The sequence below is a fragment of the Streptomyces thermodiastaticus genome (assembly GCF_014656135.1).
GTDB classification, from domain to species: Bacteria; Actinomycetota; Actinomycetes; order Streptomycetales; family Streptomycetaceae; genus Streptomyces; species Streptomyces thermodiastaticus.
On sequence record NZ_BNBV01000014.1, the window covers coordinates 19,222 to 36,176 of the forward strand.

Sequence of the window (16,955 nt, forward strand, 5' to 3'; positions counted from 1 at the left end):
CGTGGCCGTCGTGACCGCCTCCGCACGCAAGTCCCCGGCCCTGGCGCACGGCTCCCGGCGGGCCCGGGGTCCCCGCCGCACCCCGCCGCTGGTGCTCGCCTTCGTCCTTCTCCCGCTGCTCGTCGAGTCCGTGTGGGTGTTCTGGCCCGCGCTGCAGGGTTTCTACCTGTCGCTGACCCGCTGGGACGGTGTGTCCGCGCCGGCGTTCGTGGGCCTCGGCAACTTCCGGGAGATGGCCCACGACCACGTCTTCCTCGGCGCGGCCGGTCACACCGTGCTGTGGCTGGTGCTGTTCGGGGGCCTGTCGGCGGTGCTGGGCCTGGCCGCCGCGCTGCTGCTGCAGCAGGAGCGGCGCGGCGTCGGCTTCTACCGGGCCGCGCTGTTCCTGCCGGTGGTGTTCTCGCTCGTGGCGACCGCCCTGGTCTGGCAGGCGATCTACCAGCCCGACGGGGTCCTCAACCACCTGCTGGCCTCGGTCGGCCTCGGCGACCTGCGGCACGCCTGGCTCGCCGACCAGGACACGGCCCTGTACGCGGTGATCGTGCCGGCCCTGTGGCGGCAGATCGGGTATGTGATGGTGCTGTACCTGGCCGGGCTGAAGGGCATCGATCCCGCCCTGTACGAGGCGGCCAAGGTCGACGGCACAAGCCGCCGGCAGCGTTTCCGGCACGTCACCCTGCCCCAGCTGCGCAGCGTCAACGCGGTCGTCCTGTCCGTCATCGTCATCGACTCGCTGCGCTCCTTCGACGTCGTGTGGTCGCTGACCCGCGGCGGCCCCTACCACTCGTCCGAGCTGCTGAGCACCTACATGTACTCCACCGCCTTCCAGTCCCTGCGGCTGGGCTACGGCTCCGCCCTCGCCGTGGTGATCTTCGTTCTCGCCTTCGGGGTCATCGCGTCCTACCTCGTCCGCGCCTTCCGGGAGGCCGAGTGATGGCGAACGTTCCGCACACCACCGCACCACGCCGCCGCAGGGCAGCGACCGCCGGGTTCCATCTGAGCGCCACGGCGCTGGCCGTGCTGTGGCTGCTGCCGATCGCCCTGGTGCTGGTGACCAGCGTGCGCTCCTTCGACGACATCGCCGCGCACGGCCTGGGCAGCCGGCCCCGCTCCTTCACCCTGGACGCCTTCCGCCAGGCCTGGGTGGACGGCGGCCAGCAGCGCGCCCTGATCAACAGCCTGCTCGTCACCGTTCCCTGTGTGCTGGTCACCCTGGCGCTGGCCGCCATGGCCGCCTTCGGGCTCAGCCGCTACGAGCTGCCCCTGCGCCGCTCGCTGCTGCTGCTCATGCTCGGCGGCAACCTGCTGCCGCCGCAGATCCTGCTCATCCCGGTGTCCAAGCTGAGCGAGCTGATGGGCGCGTACGACACGCTGCCCGCCCTGATCGGGGTGCAGATCGGTTTCGGTGTCGGCTTCTACGTGTTCGTGCTGCACGGCTTCATGCGGGCGATCCCGGCGGAGATCCAGCAGGCGGCCGTGGTCGACGGCGCCGGGCCGTGGCAGATCTTCTGGCGGATCGTTCTGCCGCTCACCCGTCCGGCGCTCGCCGCGCTCAGCGCGCTGTCCTTCACCTGGATCTTCAACGACCTGCTGTGGGCCATCACCGTGCTGCGCAGCGACACCAAGATGCCCATCACCGCCGCGCTGATCGGCCTGCAGGGACAGTACGTGTCCATGTGGAACGTGATCGCCGCCGGCTCCGTCGTCGCCGCCGCGCCCACCGTGGCCGTGTTCCTGCGGTTCCAACGGCACTTCGTGGCGGGCCTGAACCTGGGAGCGGTCAAGTGACGTTGCCCGCACGCTGGATTCTGCGCACCGCGCACACCGTCTACGCCGTACGCCTCTCCCCCGACGGTCCGTGGGCCGAGCTCGACGCCTGGGGACCGCACGGCGCCGAGGACGGCCCCTCGGCTCTCGACTGGTCGCGGCGCACCCACTTTCTCACCCCCGCCGACGCCGCGCCCGCCGAGTATCTGCCGTCCGGGCTGCGGCCGTTCACCGGCTCGGAGCTGATCGCCGCCCGGGAGGGCGCGGAACGCGGCGTGTGGTGGGAGTTCGAGGGCGCCGAGGAGCAACCGGACGGCCTGCGCCTCGCCTTCGCCGACCGGGTGCTCGGGCTGCGGACCGTGCTGTGCTACGCCACGGTCCCCGGCACGGACGTCGTGCTGCGCTGGGCCGAACACACCTGCACGGGCGGCGAGCCGCTGCGCCTGGAGCGGTTCGACTCGGGCGCCGTGACCGTCCCGGCACCCGACGGTGTGCGGCTGACGTATCTCGCGGGACAGTGGTCGCAGGAGTTCCAGCGCACCCAGCTGGAACTGGCCCGGGGCACGTTCACCCTCGGCAGTGTGCAGGGCGTGCCCGGGCATGCCTACGCGCCCTGGCTGGCCGTCCAGGACCGGACGGCGCCGCCCGACGGGCCGTCGCCCGCCTACGGCCTTGCGCTTGAGTGGCCCGGCAACTGGCACATCACCGCCGAGGCCGAACCCGGCGGCGCGGTGCGCGTCCGGGCCGGCCGTGTCCCGCACGAGGGCGTGGTGTGGCTGGCCCCCGGGGAGACCCTCACCACGCCGCGTCTGGCCCTGGCGTTCAGTCCCGACGGGCTCGACGGACTGGCCCGCGTCTGGCACCGCTGGGAGCGGCACCTGGCCGGGCCGCGCCTGGAGCGCACCCGGCGGGTGCTGTACAACTCCTGGGAGGCCACCGGGTTCGACGTGGACGCCGCCGGCCAGCTCGAACTGGCGCGGGCCGCTGCGGACATCGGCGCCGAACTGTTCGTCGTGGACGACGGCTGGTTCACCGGCCGCGGCGACGACACCGGCGGGCTGGGCGACTGGTGTCCCGACCCGGACGCCTTCCCGCAGGGTTTCGGCCGGTTCGTCGCCGAGGTGCGCGCCCTCGGCCTGGACCTCGGTCTGTGGGTGGAACCGGAGGCCGTCAGCCCCGGCAGCCGTCTGTACGCCGAACACCCCGACTGGGTCTACCGGATCGACGACCGGCCCGCCCGGCTCGTCCGCAACCAGCTGCTGCTCGACCTGGGCCGTGCCGACGTCCAGGACTTCGTGATCACCACCTTGGACCGGCTGCTGTCCGAGTACGACATCAGCTATCTGAAGTGGGACATGAACCGGCCGCCGACCGAACGGGGCCGTCCCGGCGCCGGCCCGGCCGACCGGCTGGACCTGGACGCCCAGCATGTCGCCGGGTATCTGCGGGTCCTGGACCATCTGCGCGCGGCCCACCCCGGCGTCGCGGTGGAGGGCTGCGCGGGCGGCGGCGGGCGCGTGGACCACGCGACGCTCGCCCGCACCGACGTCGTCTGGCCCAGCGACAACACCGCGCCGCTGGACCGGCTGCGGATCCAGTTCGGGTTCCTGCACGCGCACGCGCCGCATGTGATGAGTTCCTGGGTCACCGACGCGCCCGGCGTGTTCGACCCGCGTCCGCGCAGCCTCGCGTTCCGTTTCGTGGCGGCCTGCTGCGGGGTGCTCGGCATCGGCGCGGACCTGCGGGCCTGGGGAGCGGAGCAGCGCGCCGAGGCCGCCCGCTGGATCGCGCGCTACAAGCAGGTGCGCGAGGTGATCCACCACGGCGAGATCCACCTGCTCGGCACTCCTGACGACCCCACCTGCGGGGTGCAGTTCACCGCGCCGGACGGCGGCCGCGTCGTGGTCGCCGCCTTCAGCACCGGTCGCCTGGACGGGGCGCCGCTGGTGCCCGGCCGTCCCTCCCGGCTGCGGCTGCGCGGCCTGGACCCGGCGGCCCGCTACCACGACCCGGCCGGCAAGACGGTGTACCGCGGTGCCCATCTGCTGCACTACGGACTGCCGTCGCAGTGGAGCGCCGGATGCGACGCCGACCTGGTGAGCCTGACCCGGCTGGAGGACCGGTGAGGCACACGTCCCCGGCCGGCCCGCCGTCCGGTCCCGTCTCGTGAAGGAGCAGAATTCCACGATGGATCAGCCCGAACGACGCCACGGTGCCCGATTCGAGGGCCGTACGGCCGTGGTGACCGGAGCGGCCTCCGGCATCGGCGCCGCGACGGCACGGCGCCTGGCACAGGAAGGAGCCGCGGTCGTGCTCGTCGACGTCGCCGAGGACCGCGGACGGGCCGTCGCCGAGCGGATCGGCGAGGACGGCGGCCGGGCCCGTTTCGTGCGGGCCGACGTGGCCGCCGAGGAGGACTGGATCCGGGTCGTGGCCGCCGCGCACGGCTTCGGCCCGGTGGGTGTCCTGGTCAGCAACGCCTACACCGTCGACGTCACACCCGCGCACGCGATGTCGCACATCTCCTGGCAGCGGCAGCTCGACGTCAACCTCACCGGTGCGTTCCTCGGTTTCCGCGCGGTGCTGCCCGACCTGCGGTCGTCCGCCGGGGCGGTGGTGCTGACCTCCTCCGTCCACGCCCACCGCGGGATTCCCGGGCACCCGGCGTATGCCGCCTCCAAGGGGGCGCTGCTGTCGTTGTGCGGGCAGCTCGCCGTCGAGTACGGGCCCGAGGTGCGGGTCAACGCCGTGCTGCCCGGCCCGATCCTGACGGCGGCCTGGGACCGGGTGGCACAGGCCGACCGGGAGCGCAGTGTCGCCGAGACGGCGGCCGGCCGCTTCGGCACCCCGAAGGAGGTGGCCGCGGCCATCGCGTTCCTCGCCTCGGCCGAGGCCTCCTACATCACCGGCTCGCACCTCCTCGTGGACGGCGGCTGGAGCGTCGTGAAGGCTTCCGCATGACCCGTTCGCTCCGAAGCAGAAAGGCTCCGACGACATGACGCCCTACGGCCGCCGCGGTGTGCACGGCCAGACCGTGGAAGCGCTGGCCCGCCGCATCCTGGGCGGGCAGATCCCCGAGGGGGCGACGCTCGACCTGGTGGCGTTGCAGAGCGAACTGGACGTGAGCCTCACCGCCCTGCGCGAGTCGTTGAAGGTGCTCGCCGCCAAGGGCATGGTCGACGCCCGTCAGCGCCGCGGCACCTTCGTGCGGGCCCGCTCCGACTGGAACCTGCTCGACGCCGATGTGCTGCGTTGGCAGTTCGAGGGCGGCAGCACCACCGGCGCCGACCGGGCGCTGCTGCGCAATCTCGCCGAGGTGCGCGCCATCGTCGAGCCCGCGGCCGCCCGGCTGGCCGCCGAGCGGCGCACCGACGAGGATCTCGCCGCGCTGGAGGAGGCGCTCCAGGCGATGGCTCTCGACGGTGCGGACGCGGCGCACGCCGTCGAGGCCGACCTCGCCTTCCACCGCGGCCTGCTCGCCGCCACCCACAACGAACTGCTTCAGCGCATGGAGATGGTCATCGAGTCGGGCCTCGCCCACCGGGACCGCATCGTGCACAGCGCCCCGCACAGCGAGGACCCGGTCCCGGCCCACCGCCGGGTCCTGGACGCCGTGCGCGCGGGCGACCCCGACGCCGCCGAGTCCGCCATGCGCGCCCTGCTGGAGCAGGCGGGACGCGACCTGGAACGGCTCGGCACCCAGGACGAGACGAAAGGCCCCGGCCCCAAGTGAAGATCGCCCGTGTCGAAACCTTCCTGGTCCCGCCGCGCTGGCTGTTCTGCCGCGTGGAGACCGACGACGGCGTCGTCGGCTGGGGCGAGCCCGTCGTCGAGGGCCGCGCCGAAGTGGTCCGCGGCGCGGTGGACGTCCTGGCCGAACACCTCCTCGGGCAGGACCCGTTGCGCATCCAGGACCACTGGCAGGTGCTCACCAAGGGCGGCTTCTACCGCGGCGGCCCGGTCCTGTCCAGCGCCGTCGCCGGCCTCGACCAGGCCCTGTGGGACATCGCCGGCCAGGTCTACGGCGCACCGGTGCACGCCCTGCTCGGCGGGCCGGTGCGGGACCGGGTGCGGGTGTACTCCTGGGTCGGCGGCGACGAGCCGGGCCGGCTGCGCGAGCAGGTCACCGAGCAGGTCGAGGCGGGGTTCACGGCGGTGAAGATGAACGCCGCCGGTGCCACGTCGCCGATCGCCACCGCCGCCGAGACCGCCGCGGTGGTCGAGCGGGTGGCCGCGGTCCGCGAGGTGCTGGGCCCCGGACGCGACGTCGCCGTGGACTTCCACGGCCGTCTCGGCGCGGCCACCGCACGCAGAGTCCTGGCCGAGCTCGCCCCGCTGCACCCGCTGTTCGTGGAGGAGCCGGTGCTTCCCGAGCACGGTCACCTGCTGCCCGGGCTGGTCGCGGCCGGCCCGGTGCCGCTGGCCACCGGTGAACGGCTGTACGGGCGCGCCGAGTTCCTTCCGGTGCTCACCGCCGGTGTGGCCGTGGTCCAGCCCGATCTGTCGCACGCGGGCGGCATCTCCGAGGTGCACCGCATCGCCTCGCTCGCCGAGACCTACGGCGCCCTGCTGGCCCCGCACTGCCCGCTCGGCCCGATCTCGCTCGCGGCCAGCCTCCAGGTCGCGTTCGCCACCCCGAACTTCCTGATCCAGGAGCAGAGCCGCGGCATCCACTACAACAAGGACGCCGATCTGCTCTCCTACGTCGTCGACCCCACGCCGTTCCGTTTCGTGGACGGTCACGCGGTGCGCGGCGACGCGCCCGGTCTCGGAATCACCGTCGACGAGAAGGCGGTGCGCGCCGCCGACCGCCGCGGGCACACCTGGCGCAACCCGGTGTGGCGGCACCCCGACGGTTCCTTCGCGGAGTGGTGAGCCGATGCCGCTGCACATCGTCACCGACCCCGGTCACGGCGGCCGCTGGATCTCGCTCCACACCGGTGCCAGGGAGTGGCTGTGGCATCGCGCGGCGCCCGAGCGCGCGCAGGTCGCGCCGGGCGACGCGTTCGTGGACGCGGGCGGTCTGGAGGAGTGCCTGCCGACCGTGCGGGGCACACCGGACCACGGCGAGGTGTGGTCCCGCCGCTGGACACGCGACGGCGGTGCCGAACGGGTCCACGGCGACCGCTTCGTGCTCACCCGGATCCTGCGCACCACCGCGAGCGGCGCCGTCGCCGACTACACCCTGAACGCCGAGCCGGGCTACCGCTTCGTCTGGGCCGCCCACGCCCTGCTGGACCTGACCCCGCAGGCCACGCTGCACCTGCCGCACGGCGCCCGTACCCGGCTGTTCCCGGAGGCAGCCCCGCTGCTGGACCGGCCGTGGCCCGACGGCGCGCCCTGGGTCGAGGGTGCCTGGCCCGCACCGCTGGGCCTTCCGCTGGACCGGCTGGGTCCCGACGACGGGACGGCGGCCGGGGCCGTGGTGGACGCCGCCCGCTGCTGCGTTCACGACGGGCCGGACCGGCTGGGCCTGGAGCTGGAGGCGGACGGGCAGCCCGCGTCCGTCGCCCTGTGGCGCAACCTCGGGGGCTTCCCCGCCGACGCGCCCTACCGCAGCATCGGGGTCGAACCGATGCTCGGCCGGGTGTTCGACCTCGCCGACGCGGGTGCGGGAGACGCCGCGCGCGTACCGGCCTCGGGCGAGCTGCGCTGGAGGCTGACGCTGACCGACGGCTGCCGCTGCCCTGACGCCGCCGGGGCACGGCAGTGACCGCGGGCGCCCCACCCCTGTCCGGCAACCGTTGAAGAAAGGACGACCACGTCGTGGATCTGCAGGCCGCCCTGGCCTCCCACCGCCTCCTCGCCATCGTGCGCGGCACCGACGCCGATGCCGCGCTGCGCACCGTGCTGACCCTGGCCGAGGAGGGCATCGACCTCATCGAGGTGTCCCTGACGGGCACGAACGCCCTGACCGTCATCGAGCGGGCGCGCGCCGAGCTGGGCCCGGGCCGGGCGCTGGGCGCGGGCACGGTGCTGACCGCCGAGGACGCCCGCGCCGCGCACCGGGCGGGCGCCGATTTCGCGGTCACTCCCGGTCTCGGTGAGGGGGTCACGGCCGCACGAGACCTGGGCATGCCCGTCCTCGCCGGGGTGCTGACACCCACCGAGATCGTCACCGCCCGCACCCTCGGCGCCGCCGCGCTGAAGATCTTCCCGGCGGCGCAGGCCGGTGGCCCCGCCTGTCTGGGGGCGCTGCGCGGGCCGTTCCCGCACGAGGTGTTCGTGCCGGTGGGCGGTGTCGACGAGGCCGCCGCCCGGGAGTGGCTGGCCGCGGGGGCGGCCGCCGTGGGGGTCGGCTCGCCCCTGGTGGGAGACGCGGCCGACGGCGGCAGCCTCACCGCGCTGCGTGCCCGTGCCCGCGCCTTCCGCGCCGTGGCCGAGGAGGCCGGACGGTGACCGCCGGGCCGCGTCCCGTACACCCCGACCGGCTGGAGCTCGGCGAGGGCATCCGCTGGACCGGGGGCGGGCTGGTCCTGGTCGACATCCTCGCCGGGCGTCTGCTGTCGGCGCCGGACGATCCCGCCGCCCCGTTGCGGACGCTGGCCGAACTGCCCGTGCCGCTGGGCGCGGTGGCCCCGGTCGCCGGCCGTCCGGGCAGCTGGATCGCCGCCGCGGGCACCGGCGTCTGCCTGCTCCATCCGGACGGCACCGTCCACTGGCCGGCCCGGCCCGAGGCGGACGCCCCGGTCGCGATGCGCATGAACGACGCGACCGCCGACCCGGCCGGGCGTTTCTGGGCGGGCAGCATGGGCCACGACGCCGACGAGGGCGCCGGTTCGCTGTACCGGGTCGGCCACGACGGGACGGTGACGCGGGTGCTGGACGGGATCACCGTGCCCAACGGGCCCGCGTTCACCGCCGACGGACGTCTGATGTACCTCGCGGACAGCGCGCGGGGCGTGGTGCGGCGCTACCCGGTCGATCCGGCCACGGGCCGGCTGGGCGCGCCGGAGATCTTCCTCACCGTGCCCGAGGGCAGCCCGGACGGCATGGCGGTCGACGCGGAAGGCGCCGTGTGGATCGCCGTGTGGGGCACCGGAACGGTGCGCCGCTACCGTGCCGACGGCACGCTCGACCGTGCGCTGCGGCTGCCCGCGCGCCAGCCGGCCGGGGTGTGCCTGCGGGACGACGTCCTGTACGTCACCACCGCCCGGGTGGGCCTGGCCTCGCCGGGCCCGTACGACGGCGCGGTGTTCCGCGTCCCGGTGGAGGTGCCCGGCACACCGGCCGCGTCGTACCGGCCCGGCGGCCCGGTGCCGTCTCCGGCCGGAAGGGAGCGGGCATGAGGGGCGGCTGGACACCGGCGGGCCGTGTGGTGTGCGTCGGCGAGACGATGGCGGCGCTGGCCCCCGACCCGCCGGGCCGGCTGGAGGACGCCGAGGGGCTGCGGTTGTCGGTGGCCGGCGCGGAGTCCAACGTCGCCATGTATCTGGCCGGCCACGGCATCGACGTGGCCTGGGTGTCGGCGCTGGGCGACGACCCGCTGGGCCGCCGGGTGCGTGCCGCCGTCGCGGCCGCCGGGGTGGACGTCTCCGCCGTCCGCTGCGACCCCGGCCGCCCCACGGGTGTGCTGGTGAAGGACCCCGGCCCGGACGGCACCCGGGTGCACTACTACCGGCGTGGTTCGGCGGCGAGCGCCCTCGGTCCTCGGCTGCTGGAGCAGGAGCCGGTGCGTTCGGCCGGGCTGCTGCATCTGACCGGGGTCACCCCGGCGCTGTCCCCGTCCTGCCGGGAGCTGGTCGCCCGTGCCCTGGACGTGCCGGCGGGCGGGCGCCGCCACGCGGTCAGCTTCGACGTCAACCATCGTGCCGCGCTGTGGCCGGAGGGCGAAGCGGCGACGGTGCTGCGGGAGCTGGCCGGCCGGGCCGACATCGTCTTCGTCGGCCTCGACGAGGCGCAGGCGCTGTGGGGCGAGGACCTGACGACGGCCGGGATACGCCGTCTGCTGCCCCGTCCGCGCATTCTCGTGGTCAAGGACGGGGCGCGGGCTGCGAGCGCCGTCACCGAGGACGGCATCTGCACGGTGCCCGCCCTGCGCACGACGGTGGTGGAACCGGTGGGGGCCGGTGACGCGTTCGCCGCCGGGTTTCTCGCCGGTCTGCTGCGGGGCCTCGGCCTGCGGCGGGCGCTGCGGCTGGGCCACTGCACGGCGGTGTCCGCGCTGCGGGTGACCGGGGACCACGGTCCCCTGCCCGAACCGGCTGAGCTGGAACACCTGGTGAACCTTCCGGACGAGGAGTGGGCCACGGCATCCGTCCGGGAGTGACGCCCGGGCGCTTCCGCCCGACCCCTCGGACGGGCCCACACCTCGGGGCGCACACCTACCGGCGCACACTCGCCCCGCACCGGGACGCGCACCGGGTGCGGGGCGACGGCGGGCCCGTCAGTCGGCCCGGACCAGGTGCACCGCGGTGCTCGCCCAGTCCCCGGGTTCCAGGTCGGGCAGGTATCCGTACCCGGCGAGCACGGTGGCGTGGTGCACCTGGCCGGTCCGGGTGTCGCGGTAGCGGGCGCCGGGTGTGAGGCCGCGCAGCCGCACCGGAGGCTGCGGCACCCCGTGGCGGGGGCCGCGCCGCCAGGCCAGCACCAGGGTCTCGGAGCCGTCCGGGGCGGTGTACTGCACCACGGTCGGCTGCTCGCCGTGCGGTCCGGACAGGCGGTACAGGTCACCGTGCTGGACGAGGTGGCGCACCTGCTTGTACGCGGCCACCAGCTCGGCGGCTTCGGCGAGTTCCTCCTCCGGCCAGCGGGTCAGGTCGCCGCCGATGCCGAGCAGCCCGGACATCGCGGTGTGGAAACGGAACCGCAGCGGCACGGTGCGCGCGGTGAGCTGGTTGGGCACGTCCGTCACCCAGGCCGACATCACCCGTGCCGGGAACACCTGGCCGAAGCCGTGCTGGATGACCAGCCGGTCGACGGCGTCGGTGTTGTCCGACACCCACGCCTGGTCGGTGCGGCGCAGGATGCCGAGGTCGATGCGTCCGCCGCCGCCGCCGCACGTCTCCACCCGCAGGCCGGGATGGTCATCGCGCAGCCGGTCCAGGACGCCGTACAGGTTGGTCACGTACCGCGTCCACAGCCGGTCGTGGCCGTCGGCCGTGCCGGGCCAGCCGGCTTCGCTGAGGGAGCGGTTCATGTCCCACTTGAGGAAGTCGATCCCGTTGTCGGCGACCGTGCGGGTCAGCCAGCCGTACGCCCAGTCGGCCACGTCGTCGCGGGCGAAGTTCAGCACGAGCTGGTTGCGCAGTTCGCTGCGGGTGCGGCCGGGAATGTGCAGCACCCAGTCCGGGTGGGCGCGGTAGAGGTCGCTGTCGGGGTTGACCATCTCGGGTTCCACCCACAGGCCGAAGCGCATGCCGAGCCGGTGCACGGTGTCCGCGAGGGGTTCGAGTCCGTCCGGGAAGCGGTCGGGGGACGGGGTCCAGTCGCCGAGGCCGGCCCGGTCGTCGCGCCGGGCGCCGAACCAGCCGTCGTCGACGACGTACAGTTCGACGCCGAGCGCGGCGGCCCGCTCGGCGAGGGCCTTCTGGCCGGTCTCGTCGACGTCGAAGCCGGTGGCTTCCCAGGAGTTGTAGAGCACGGGTGCCGTCTCGTCCGCGTGCGGCAGGACGTGGTCGCGGACGTAGCGGTGCCAGGCGCGGCTGGCCGCGCCGAACCCCTGGTCCGTGAACAGCCCGGCGAACACGGGGGTGGTGTGCTCCTCGCCGGGTGCGAGCGGCACGACGGTGCCCTCGTGGCCGGTGCCTCCGGTGAATCCGGCCCGGCCGCCGGGGGTGCGCTGCACGGTGATGCGCCAGCTGCCGCTCCAGGCCAGGGCCGCGCTCCACACCCGGCCGTGCTCCTCGTCCGCCTCTCCGTCGTCCAGCATCACCCACGGGGAGGCATGGTGGCTGGTGATGCCGCGCCGGCTGGTGAGCACGGTCTCGCCGTGCGGCAGCGGGTCGCGGCGCAGCTGGTTCTCGGCGGACCACTGGCCGGTGACATGGCTGAGCCGGTAGCCGGGCAGGGGCGGCAGCGACCAGGCGGCCGAGTCGGCCCGTAGCAGGGACAGCGGCCGGTCCCCGGCGTTGCGCAGCACCGTGTGGCGTTCGATGACGTCGGTGTCGTCACGGACGGTGTAGTGCAGGGCGACGTGCAGGGGGTGGAGGCGGTCGCGGAACAACAGGACCAGGACGGCCACGCCGGGCGCGGGCTGAAGGAGCCGGTGTCCGGTGTGCTGCCATTCGAAGGCGCGGGAGCCGTCGGGATACCGGACCTGCAGTGAAGGCGGCCCGTAGCGGGTGCCGCCGTCTACCGGGAGTTCCTCGCCCACCTCGGGCCGGCCCTCGAAGCTGCTGGCGACGGGCGGCTGAGGGGCCGCCAGCTCCTCCGCTTCCCGCAGGGTCAGCCGTGGGCCCCACGCGAGGTGGCAGGGTGCGCCCGTGTCGTCGACGCGCAGGGCGTACGACGTGCGGGGGGTGCTCAGCAGCCAGACCCCGGTGTCGGGGGCACGGGAGATCATCGGCATCGGGCCTCACGTTCGCGGGTCGGGGGAGGGCGGCACACGGGCACGCGCCGCCAAGCCAAACCTGACCTTCGATCACATGTCAACACCCGTGCCCGGACTTTGATTTGCACAGTGACATGCGTCCACAGCGAATCTTCAAAAAGGTCGTGCTTCTTTCATTGACAGCGGAAAATAACCGCCTTAGGTTCCCGGCCATGTCCTCGCCTTCCTCCGCCGAGACCTTTCCGGTCAGCACACCGGCCGCCGCGCAGATCTTCACCACGCTCCTGTCCCAAGGTCCCCTGACGCGGCTGGAGGTGGGCCGGCGGGCCGGGCTGTCCGCGGCGGCCGTCACCAAGGCGGTCCGTCCGCTGATCGAGGCGGGTTATCTGGTGGAGGACACGGACGAGGACGCGCGTCCGGCGCCGGGCAGGCCGGCGAGCCTGGTCCGTGTCGACGGCGGCCGTGCGCTGTTCATCGGGCTGAAGGTGACCGGCGAGGAGATCATCGGCGTGCTGACCGACCTGTGCTGCCGGATCCTGCTCGCCCGGCATCTGCCGCTGCCCGCTCCCCATCCCGAGGCCGTACTGGCCGCGGCCGGCGACCTGGTGCAGGAACTGCTCACCGAGGCGGACGGTTTCGGGGTGCGGGTCGCGGGTCTCGGCATCGCCGTCTCCGGTGACGTGGACCGGTCCGAGGGCGTCGTGCGGTACTCGCCGTTCCTGGACTGGCGCGAGGTGCCGCTCGGCGAACTCGCCGCGACGACCACCGGGTTGCCGGTGACCGTGGACAACGACGTGCGCGCCCTCACCGTCGCCGAGCAGTGGTTCGGCGCGGGTGTGGGCCTGTCCGACTTCGCCGTGGTGACGGTGGGCGCGGGCATCGGCTGCGGTCTGGTCGTGCACGGCCGGGTGGTGGCCGGCGCGCACGGTGTGGCCGGTGAGATCGGGCATGTCACCGTCGACCCGGCCGGTCCCCCGTGTCACTGCGGCAACCGCGGCTGTGTCGAGGCGATCGCCGGGGACGCGGCCATCGTGCAGCGGGTCCGGGAGGCCACCGGGCTGGAGGTCACCGACGCCGCCCATGCCGCGGCCCTGGCCCATCAGGGTGTGGCCGCGGCCCGGGAGGCGTACGCGCGGGCCGGCGAGGCCATCGGGCGGGGCATCGCCACCGTGGCCAACCTGCTCGGACCCGAACGTGTGATCATCTCCGGCGAGGGGCTGGCCGCCTACGACCTGTTCGCCGAGCAGATCCGCGAGGCCTTCGCCGAGGCCGCCTTCGGCTCCGCCGCCCAGTGCGACGTCCAGACCCGCCCGCTGCCGTTCGAGGAGTGGGCCCGCGGGGCGGCGGCCACCGCCATCCAGTCGTTCACCGGCTCGCACCCGCGGTAGCCGGCCGGTCCGCCTCCAGCCGCAGCCCCGGCGGCATCACCCAGTTCTCCCCCACCACCCCTGAAACCCGATCCACACGCACGAGGAGCAACCATGACGCAGCAGAGCCGCACTCCCCTGGCTGCGCCCGGCCCGGGTCGGCGCCAGGTCGTCGGCAGACTGTTCGGGCTCGGCGCCGCCGCGCTGGCGGCCCCCGTCCTGACCGCCTGCGGCGGCGCGACAGCGGCGTCGGATCCCAAGACGGTCACCTTCGGCTCCAACGGCGCCGACGCCACTCCCAAGGCCGCCTACGCGGCCGTCACCGAGGCGTTCACCGCGCAGTCCGGTCTGAAGGTGAAGACGAACACCGTCGACCACGACACGTTCCAGAAGACCATCACCAGCTATCTGCAGGGCACCCCGGACGACGTGTTCACATGGTTCGCCGGGTACCGCATGCAGTACTTCGCCAAGAAGGGACTGTGCTCCCCGGTCGACGACGTGTGGGAGAAGATAGGCGACGGCTTCAGCGAGGCCACCAAGCAGCTGTCCCGCGGCGCGGACGGCACGTACTACTTCGTGCCGCTGTACACGTACCCGTGGGCCGTCTTCTACCGCAAGAGCCTGTTCCGGGAGCGCGGCTACGAGGTGCCGCGCACCTGGGACCAGTTCGTCGCGCTGGCCAAGCGGATGAAGAAGGACGGCCTGTTCCCGATCGCCTCCGGATACGGCGGCGGCGACACCTGGTCGGTCCTCGGCGCCTTCGACTACCTGAACCTGCGGGCCAACGGCTACGACTTCCACACGTCGCTGATGCGCGGCCAGGTGTCCTTCACCGACCGGCGCGCCGCCCGCGTCCTGGATCTGTGGCGTGAGCTGACGCCGTACTACCAGCCGAGCGGCGGCGGACGGTCCTGGCAGGACGCCGCGCAGACGCTGTTGGACAAGAAGTCCGGGATGGCGGTCATCGGCCTGTTCCTCGGCCAGCAGATCACCGACGACGCCGTCCGCGCCGACATCGACTTCTTCCCCTTCCCCGAGGTGGAGCCGTCGCACGGCCAGGACACCGTGGAGGCGCCCACCGACGGTTTCATGCTCAGCCGCCGGCCGAAGAACGAGGAGGGCGCGAAGAAGTTCCTGGAGTTCCTCGGCAGTGCCCGGGCCGAGGAGACGTACATGCGTGCCGACCCGAGCAACCTGGCCGCCAACGAGCAGGCCGGCACCGGCTCGTACAACGCGCTGCAGAAGAAGTCCGCGCAGCTCATCGAATCCGCGCGGCACATCAGCCAGTTCGCCGACCGGGACAGCGACCCGGGTTTCGTCTCGACCGTGCTGCTGCCCGGCCTGACCGAGTGGCTCAGCCATCCCGACGACGGCTCCGCCACCTTGAAGAAGATCGAGTCCCAGCGCTCGCGCTTCTTCACGGCCTGACCAGGACCGTGAAAGGGCCGACCGTGTCCGCCGCCTCCTCCCCCTCGCGTCTCGGCCGCGGCGACCGCCTGTTCCTGGCGGCCGTCATCGGCCTGCCCCTGCTCGCCCTGCTGGTCTTCGTCTGGCTGCCCGCGCTCGCCTCGATCGTGCTGTCCTTCACCACCTGGGACGGCATCGGCCTGTCCGGCATCCATGTCACCGGCATCGACAACTACCGGCAGATCTTCACCAACTACCCGCCGTTCTGGCCGGCCGTGTGGCACAACGTGCTGTGGCTGCTGTTCACGGCGCTGCTGCCGACACCCTTCGGGGTCTTCCTCGCCTACCAGCTCGACCGGAAGATCCGGTTCACACGTGTCTACCAGACGGCGATCTTCCTGCCGATGGTGCTGTCCCTGGCGGTCGTCGGATTCATCTGGGAGATCATCTACAACCCGGACACCGGACTGCTCAACAGCCTGCTGTCGGCGGCGGGTTCCGCCCACCACATCGACTGGCTCGGCAATCCGCACCTGAACCTGTGGGCGGTGCTCGTCGCCTCGGGCTGGCGGCACACCGGCTACATCATGATTCTCTACCTGGCCGGTCTGAGGAGCTTCGACCCGGCGCTGAAGGAGGCCGCGGCCCTGGACGGGGCAGGCGGCAGGCAGACCTTCTTCCGCATCGTGCTGCCCGCGCTGAAACCGGTCAACATCATCATCGTCGTGGTGACCGTCATGGAGTCGCTGCGCGCCTTCGACATCGTCTACGTCCTGGGCGGCGGCACCGGCAGCAAGCCCGGCATGGAGCTGCTGTCCCTGCTCATCACGGACAACATCATCGGTGAGTCCGGCCACATCGGGTACGGCTCGGCGCTCGCCGTGGTCCTGCTGCTGGTCTCGCTGGCCGCGATCGGCACCTTCCTCGTGCAGACTTTCCGCAAGGAGGACTCGTGACCACGACGGCACACCGGCCCGCGGTGCGCACCCGGGACGACGGCTCCCCCGTCCCCGGCCGTCCCCGGCCGGCCCGGAACACCCGCGCCCACCTGCTGCTCGGTACGGTCAGTGTGCTGTGGCTGGTGCCGCTGCTGTGGGCCGTGTACACCTCGCTGCGCTCCTACGAGGACACCAGCCGGCACGGCTACTTCTCGCTGCCGCACAGTTTCGGCCTGGAGAACTTCACGGACGCCTGGACCCAGTCCGGCATGCCGCACTTCTTCCTCAACTCCGTGCTCATCACCGTCCCGGCGGTGCTCGGCACCCTGCTGTTCTCCGCCGCCGTCGCGTTCTTCGTCACCCGCTTCGACTTCCGCTGGAACCTCGCGCTGCTGATCCTGTTCACCGCGGGCAACCTGCTGCCTCCCCAGGTGCTGATCACCCCGCTGTACCGGCTCTACCTGCTGATCCCGCTGCCGCAGTGGATGAGCGACTCGCTGCTGCTGTACAACTCCGCCTGGGGCATCATCGCCATCAACGTCGCCTACCAGTGCGGCTTCTGCACCTTCGTCCTCAGCAACTACATGAAGACGATCCCCAAGGAGATCTCCGAGGCAGCCGCCGTGGACGGCGCCCCGGTGTGGCGGCAGTTCTTCCAGATCATCCTGCCGCTGTGCCGGCCGGCCTTCGCCGCGCTGGCCACGCTGGAGTCCATCTGGATCTACAACGACTTCTTCTGGCCCCTCACCCTCGTCGAGACCGGCGACAAACGCCCCATCACCTCCGCGCTGGCCAACCTCCAGGGCCAGTACTTCACCAACCCCAACCTGATCGCGGCCGGCGCCCTGATGACCGCGATCCCCACGCTGCTGGTGTACTTCGCGCTCCAGCGCCAGTTCATCAGCGGGCTCACCCTCGGCTCGGGCAAGGGCTGAACCGCCGCCCGCAGTCCCCCGCACACCCCACCGTCAGGAGGCACGC

Annotated in this window: 15 protein-coding genes; 14 read left to right on the top strand and 1 reads right to left on the bottom strand. The window is 73.0% G+C overall.

Features of this window, described 5'->3' with window-relative positions:
* Window position 1 precedes the first annotated feature (1 nt).
* The 10 genes from IE286_RS14660 to IE286_RS14705 all read left to right on the top strand — a co-directional run bounded on the left by IE286_RS14660 (window position 2) and on the right by IE286_RS14705 (window position 10,036).
* Window positions 2-934: a carbohydrate ABC transporter permease gene (locus IE286_RS14660; RefSeq protein WP_189797152.1), complete on the top strand. Its 933-nt coding sequence runs from the start codon at window positions 2-4 to the stop codon at window positions 932-934.
* Entirely contained in the window at window positions 934-1,788 is an 855-nt protein-coding gene (locus tag IE286_RS14665) for a carbohydrate ABC transporter permease (protein WP_189797153.1), read from the top strand. Before IE286_RS14660 ends, IE286_RS14665 begins: the two co-directional genes overlap by 1 nt.
* Window positions 1,785-3,893 (top strand): alpha-galactosidase, encoded by a 2,109-nt coding sequence (locus IE286_RS14670; protein WP_189797154.1) that lies wholly within the window; start codon window positions 1,785-1,787, stop codon window positions 3,891-3,893. Before IE286_RS14665 ends, IE286_RS14670 begins: the two co-directional genes overlap by 4 nt.
* A 61-nt stretch (window positions 3,894-3,954) precedes the next feature.
* Window positions 3,955-4,728 (top strand): SDR family NAD(P)-dependent oxidoreductase, encoded by a 774-nt coding sequence (locus tag IE286_RS14675; RefSeq protein ID WP_189797155.1) that lies wholly within the window; start codon window positions 3,955-3,957, stop codon window positions 4,726-4,728.
* 34 nt (window positions 4,729-4,762) lie between these two features.
* The gene (locus IE286_RS14680) at window positions 4,763-5,500 is read left to right on the top strand and encodes a FadR/GntR family transcriptional regulator (RefSeq protein ID WP_189797156.1); all 738 of its coding nucleotides are present in this window, start codon (window positions 4,763-4,765) and stop codon (window positions 5,498-5,500) included.
* Entirely contained in the window at window positions 5,497-6,642 is a 1,146-nt protein-coding gene (dgoD, locus tag IE286_RS14685) for a galactonate dehydratase (RefSeq protein ID WP_189797157.1), read from the top strand. Before IE286_RS14680 ends, dgoD begins: the two co-directional genes overlap by 4 nt.
* A 4-nt stretch (window positions 6,643-6,646) precedes the next feature.
* The gene (locus IE286_RS14690; RefSeq protein ID WP_189797158.1) at window positions 6,647-7,480 is read left to right on the top strand and encodes a hypothetical protein; all 834 of its coding nucleotides are present in this window, start codon (window positions 6,647-6,649) and stop codon (window positions 7,478-7,480) included.
* 53 nt (window positions 7,481-7,533) lie between these two features.
* Window positions 7,534-8,166 (top strand): bifunctional 4-hydroxy-2-oxoglutarate aldolase/2-dehydro-3-deoxy-phosphogluconate aldolase, encoded by a 633-nt coding sequence (locus IE286_RS14695; RefSeq protein WP_189797159.1) that lies wholly within the window; start codon window positions 7,534-7,536, stop codon window positions 8,164-8,166.
* Window positions 8,163-9,056, top strand: a complete 894-nt coding sequence (locus IE286_RS14700; RefSeq protein WP_189797160.1) for an SMP-30/gluconolactonase/LRE family protein — start codon at window positions 8,163-8,165, stop codon at window positions 9,054-9,056. Before IE286_RS14695 ends, IE286_RS14700 begins: the two co-directional genes overlap by 4 nt.
* A complete protein-coding gene (locus tag IE286_RS14705; protein ID WP_189797161.1) occupies window positions 9,053-10,036 on the top strand; it encodes a sugar kinase in 984 nt (327 codons plus the stop codon). Before IE286_RS14700 ends, IE286_RS14705 begins: the two co-directional genes overlap by 4 nt.
* 117 nt (window positions 10,037-10,153) lie before the next feature.
* On the opposite strand, the gene IE286_RS14710 is transcribed toward IE286_RS14705, so the two are convergent.
* Window positions 10,154-12,277: an alpha-galactosidase gene (locus IE286_RS14710; protein ID WP_189797162.1), complete on the bottom strand. Its 2,124-nt coding sequence runs from the start codon at window positions 12,275-12,277 to the stop codon at window positions 10,154-10,156.
* 194 nt (window positions 12,278-12,471) lie between these two features.
* Here IE286_RS14710 and IE286_RS14715 point away from each other — a divergent pair, with 194 nt between their 5' ends.
* The 4 genes from IE286_RS14715 (at window position 12,472) to IE286_RS14730 (ending at window position 16,909) form a co-directional block, all read left to right on the top strand.
* A complete protein-coding gene (locus IE286_RS14715; protein ID WP_189797163.1) occupies window positions 12,472-13,647 on the top strand; it encodes an ROK family transcriptional regulator in 1,176 nt (391 codons plus the stop codon).
* A 93-nt stretch (window positions 13,648-13,740) separates the two neighbouring features.
* A complete protein-coding gene (locus tag IE286_RS14720) occupies window positions 13,741-15,057 on the top strand; it encodes an ABC transporter substrate-binding protein (protein WP_189797164.1) in 1,317 nt (438 codons plus the stop codon).
* 23 nt (window positions 15,058-15,080) lie between these two features.
* Window positions 15,081-15,992, top strand: coding sequence for a carbohydrate ABC transporter permease (locus IE286_RS14725; RefSeq protein ID WP_229862730.1), 912 nt, complete (start codon window positions 15,081-15,083; stop codon window positions 15,990-15,992).
* A complete protein-coding gene (locus IE286_RS14730) occupies window positions 15,989-16,909 on the top strand; it encodes a carbohydrate ABC transporter permease (RefSeq protein ID WP_372462553.1) in 921 nt (306 codons plus the stop codon). Before IE286_RS14725 ends, IE286_RS14730 begins: the two co-directional genes overlap by 4 nt.
* Window positions 16,910-16,955 lie beyond the last annotated feature (46 nt).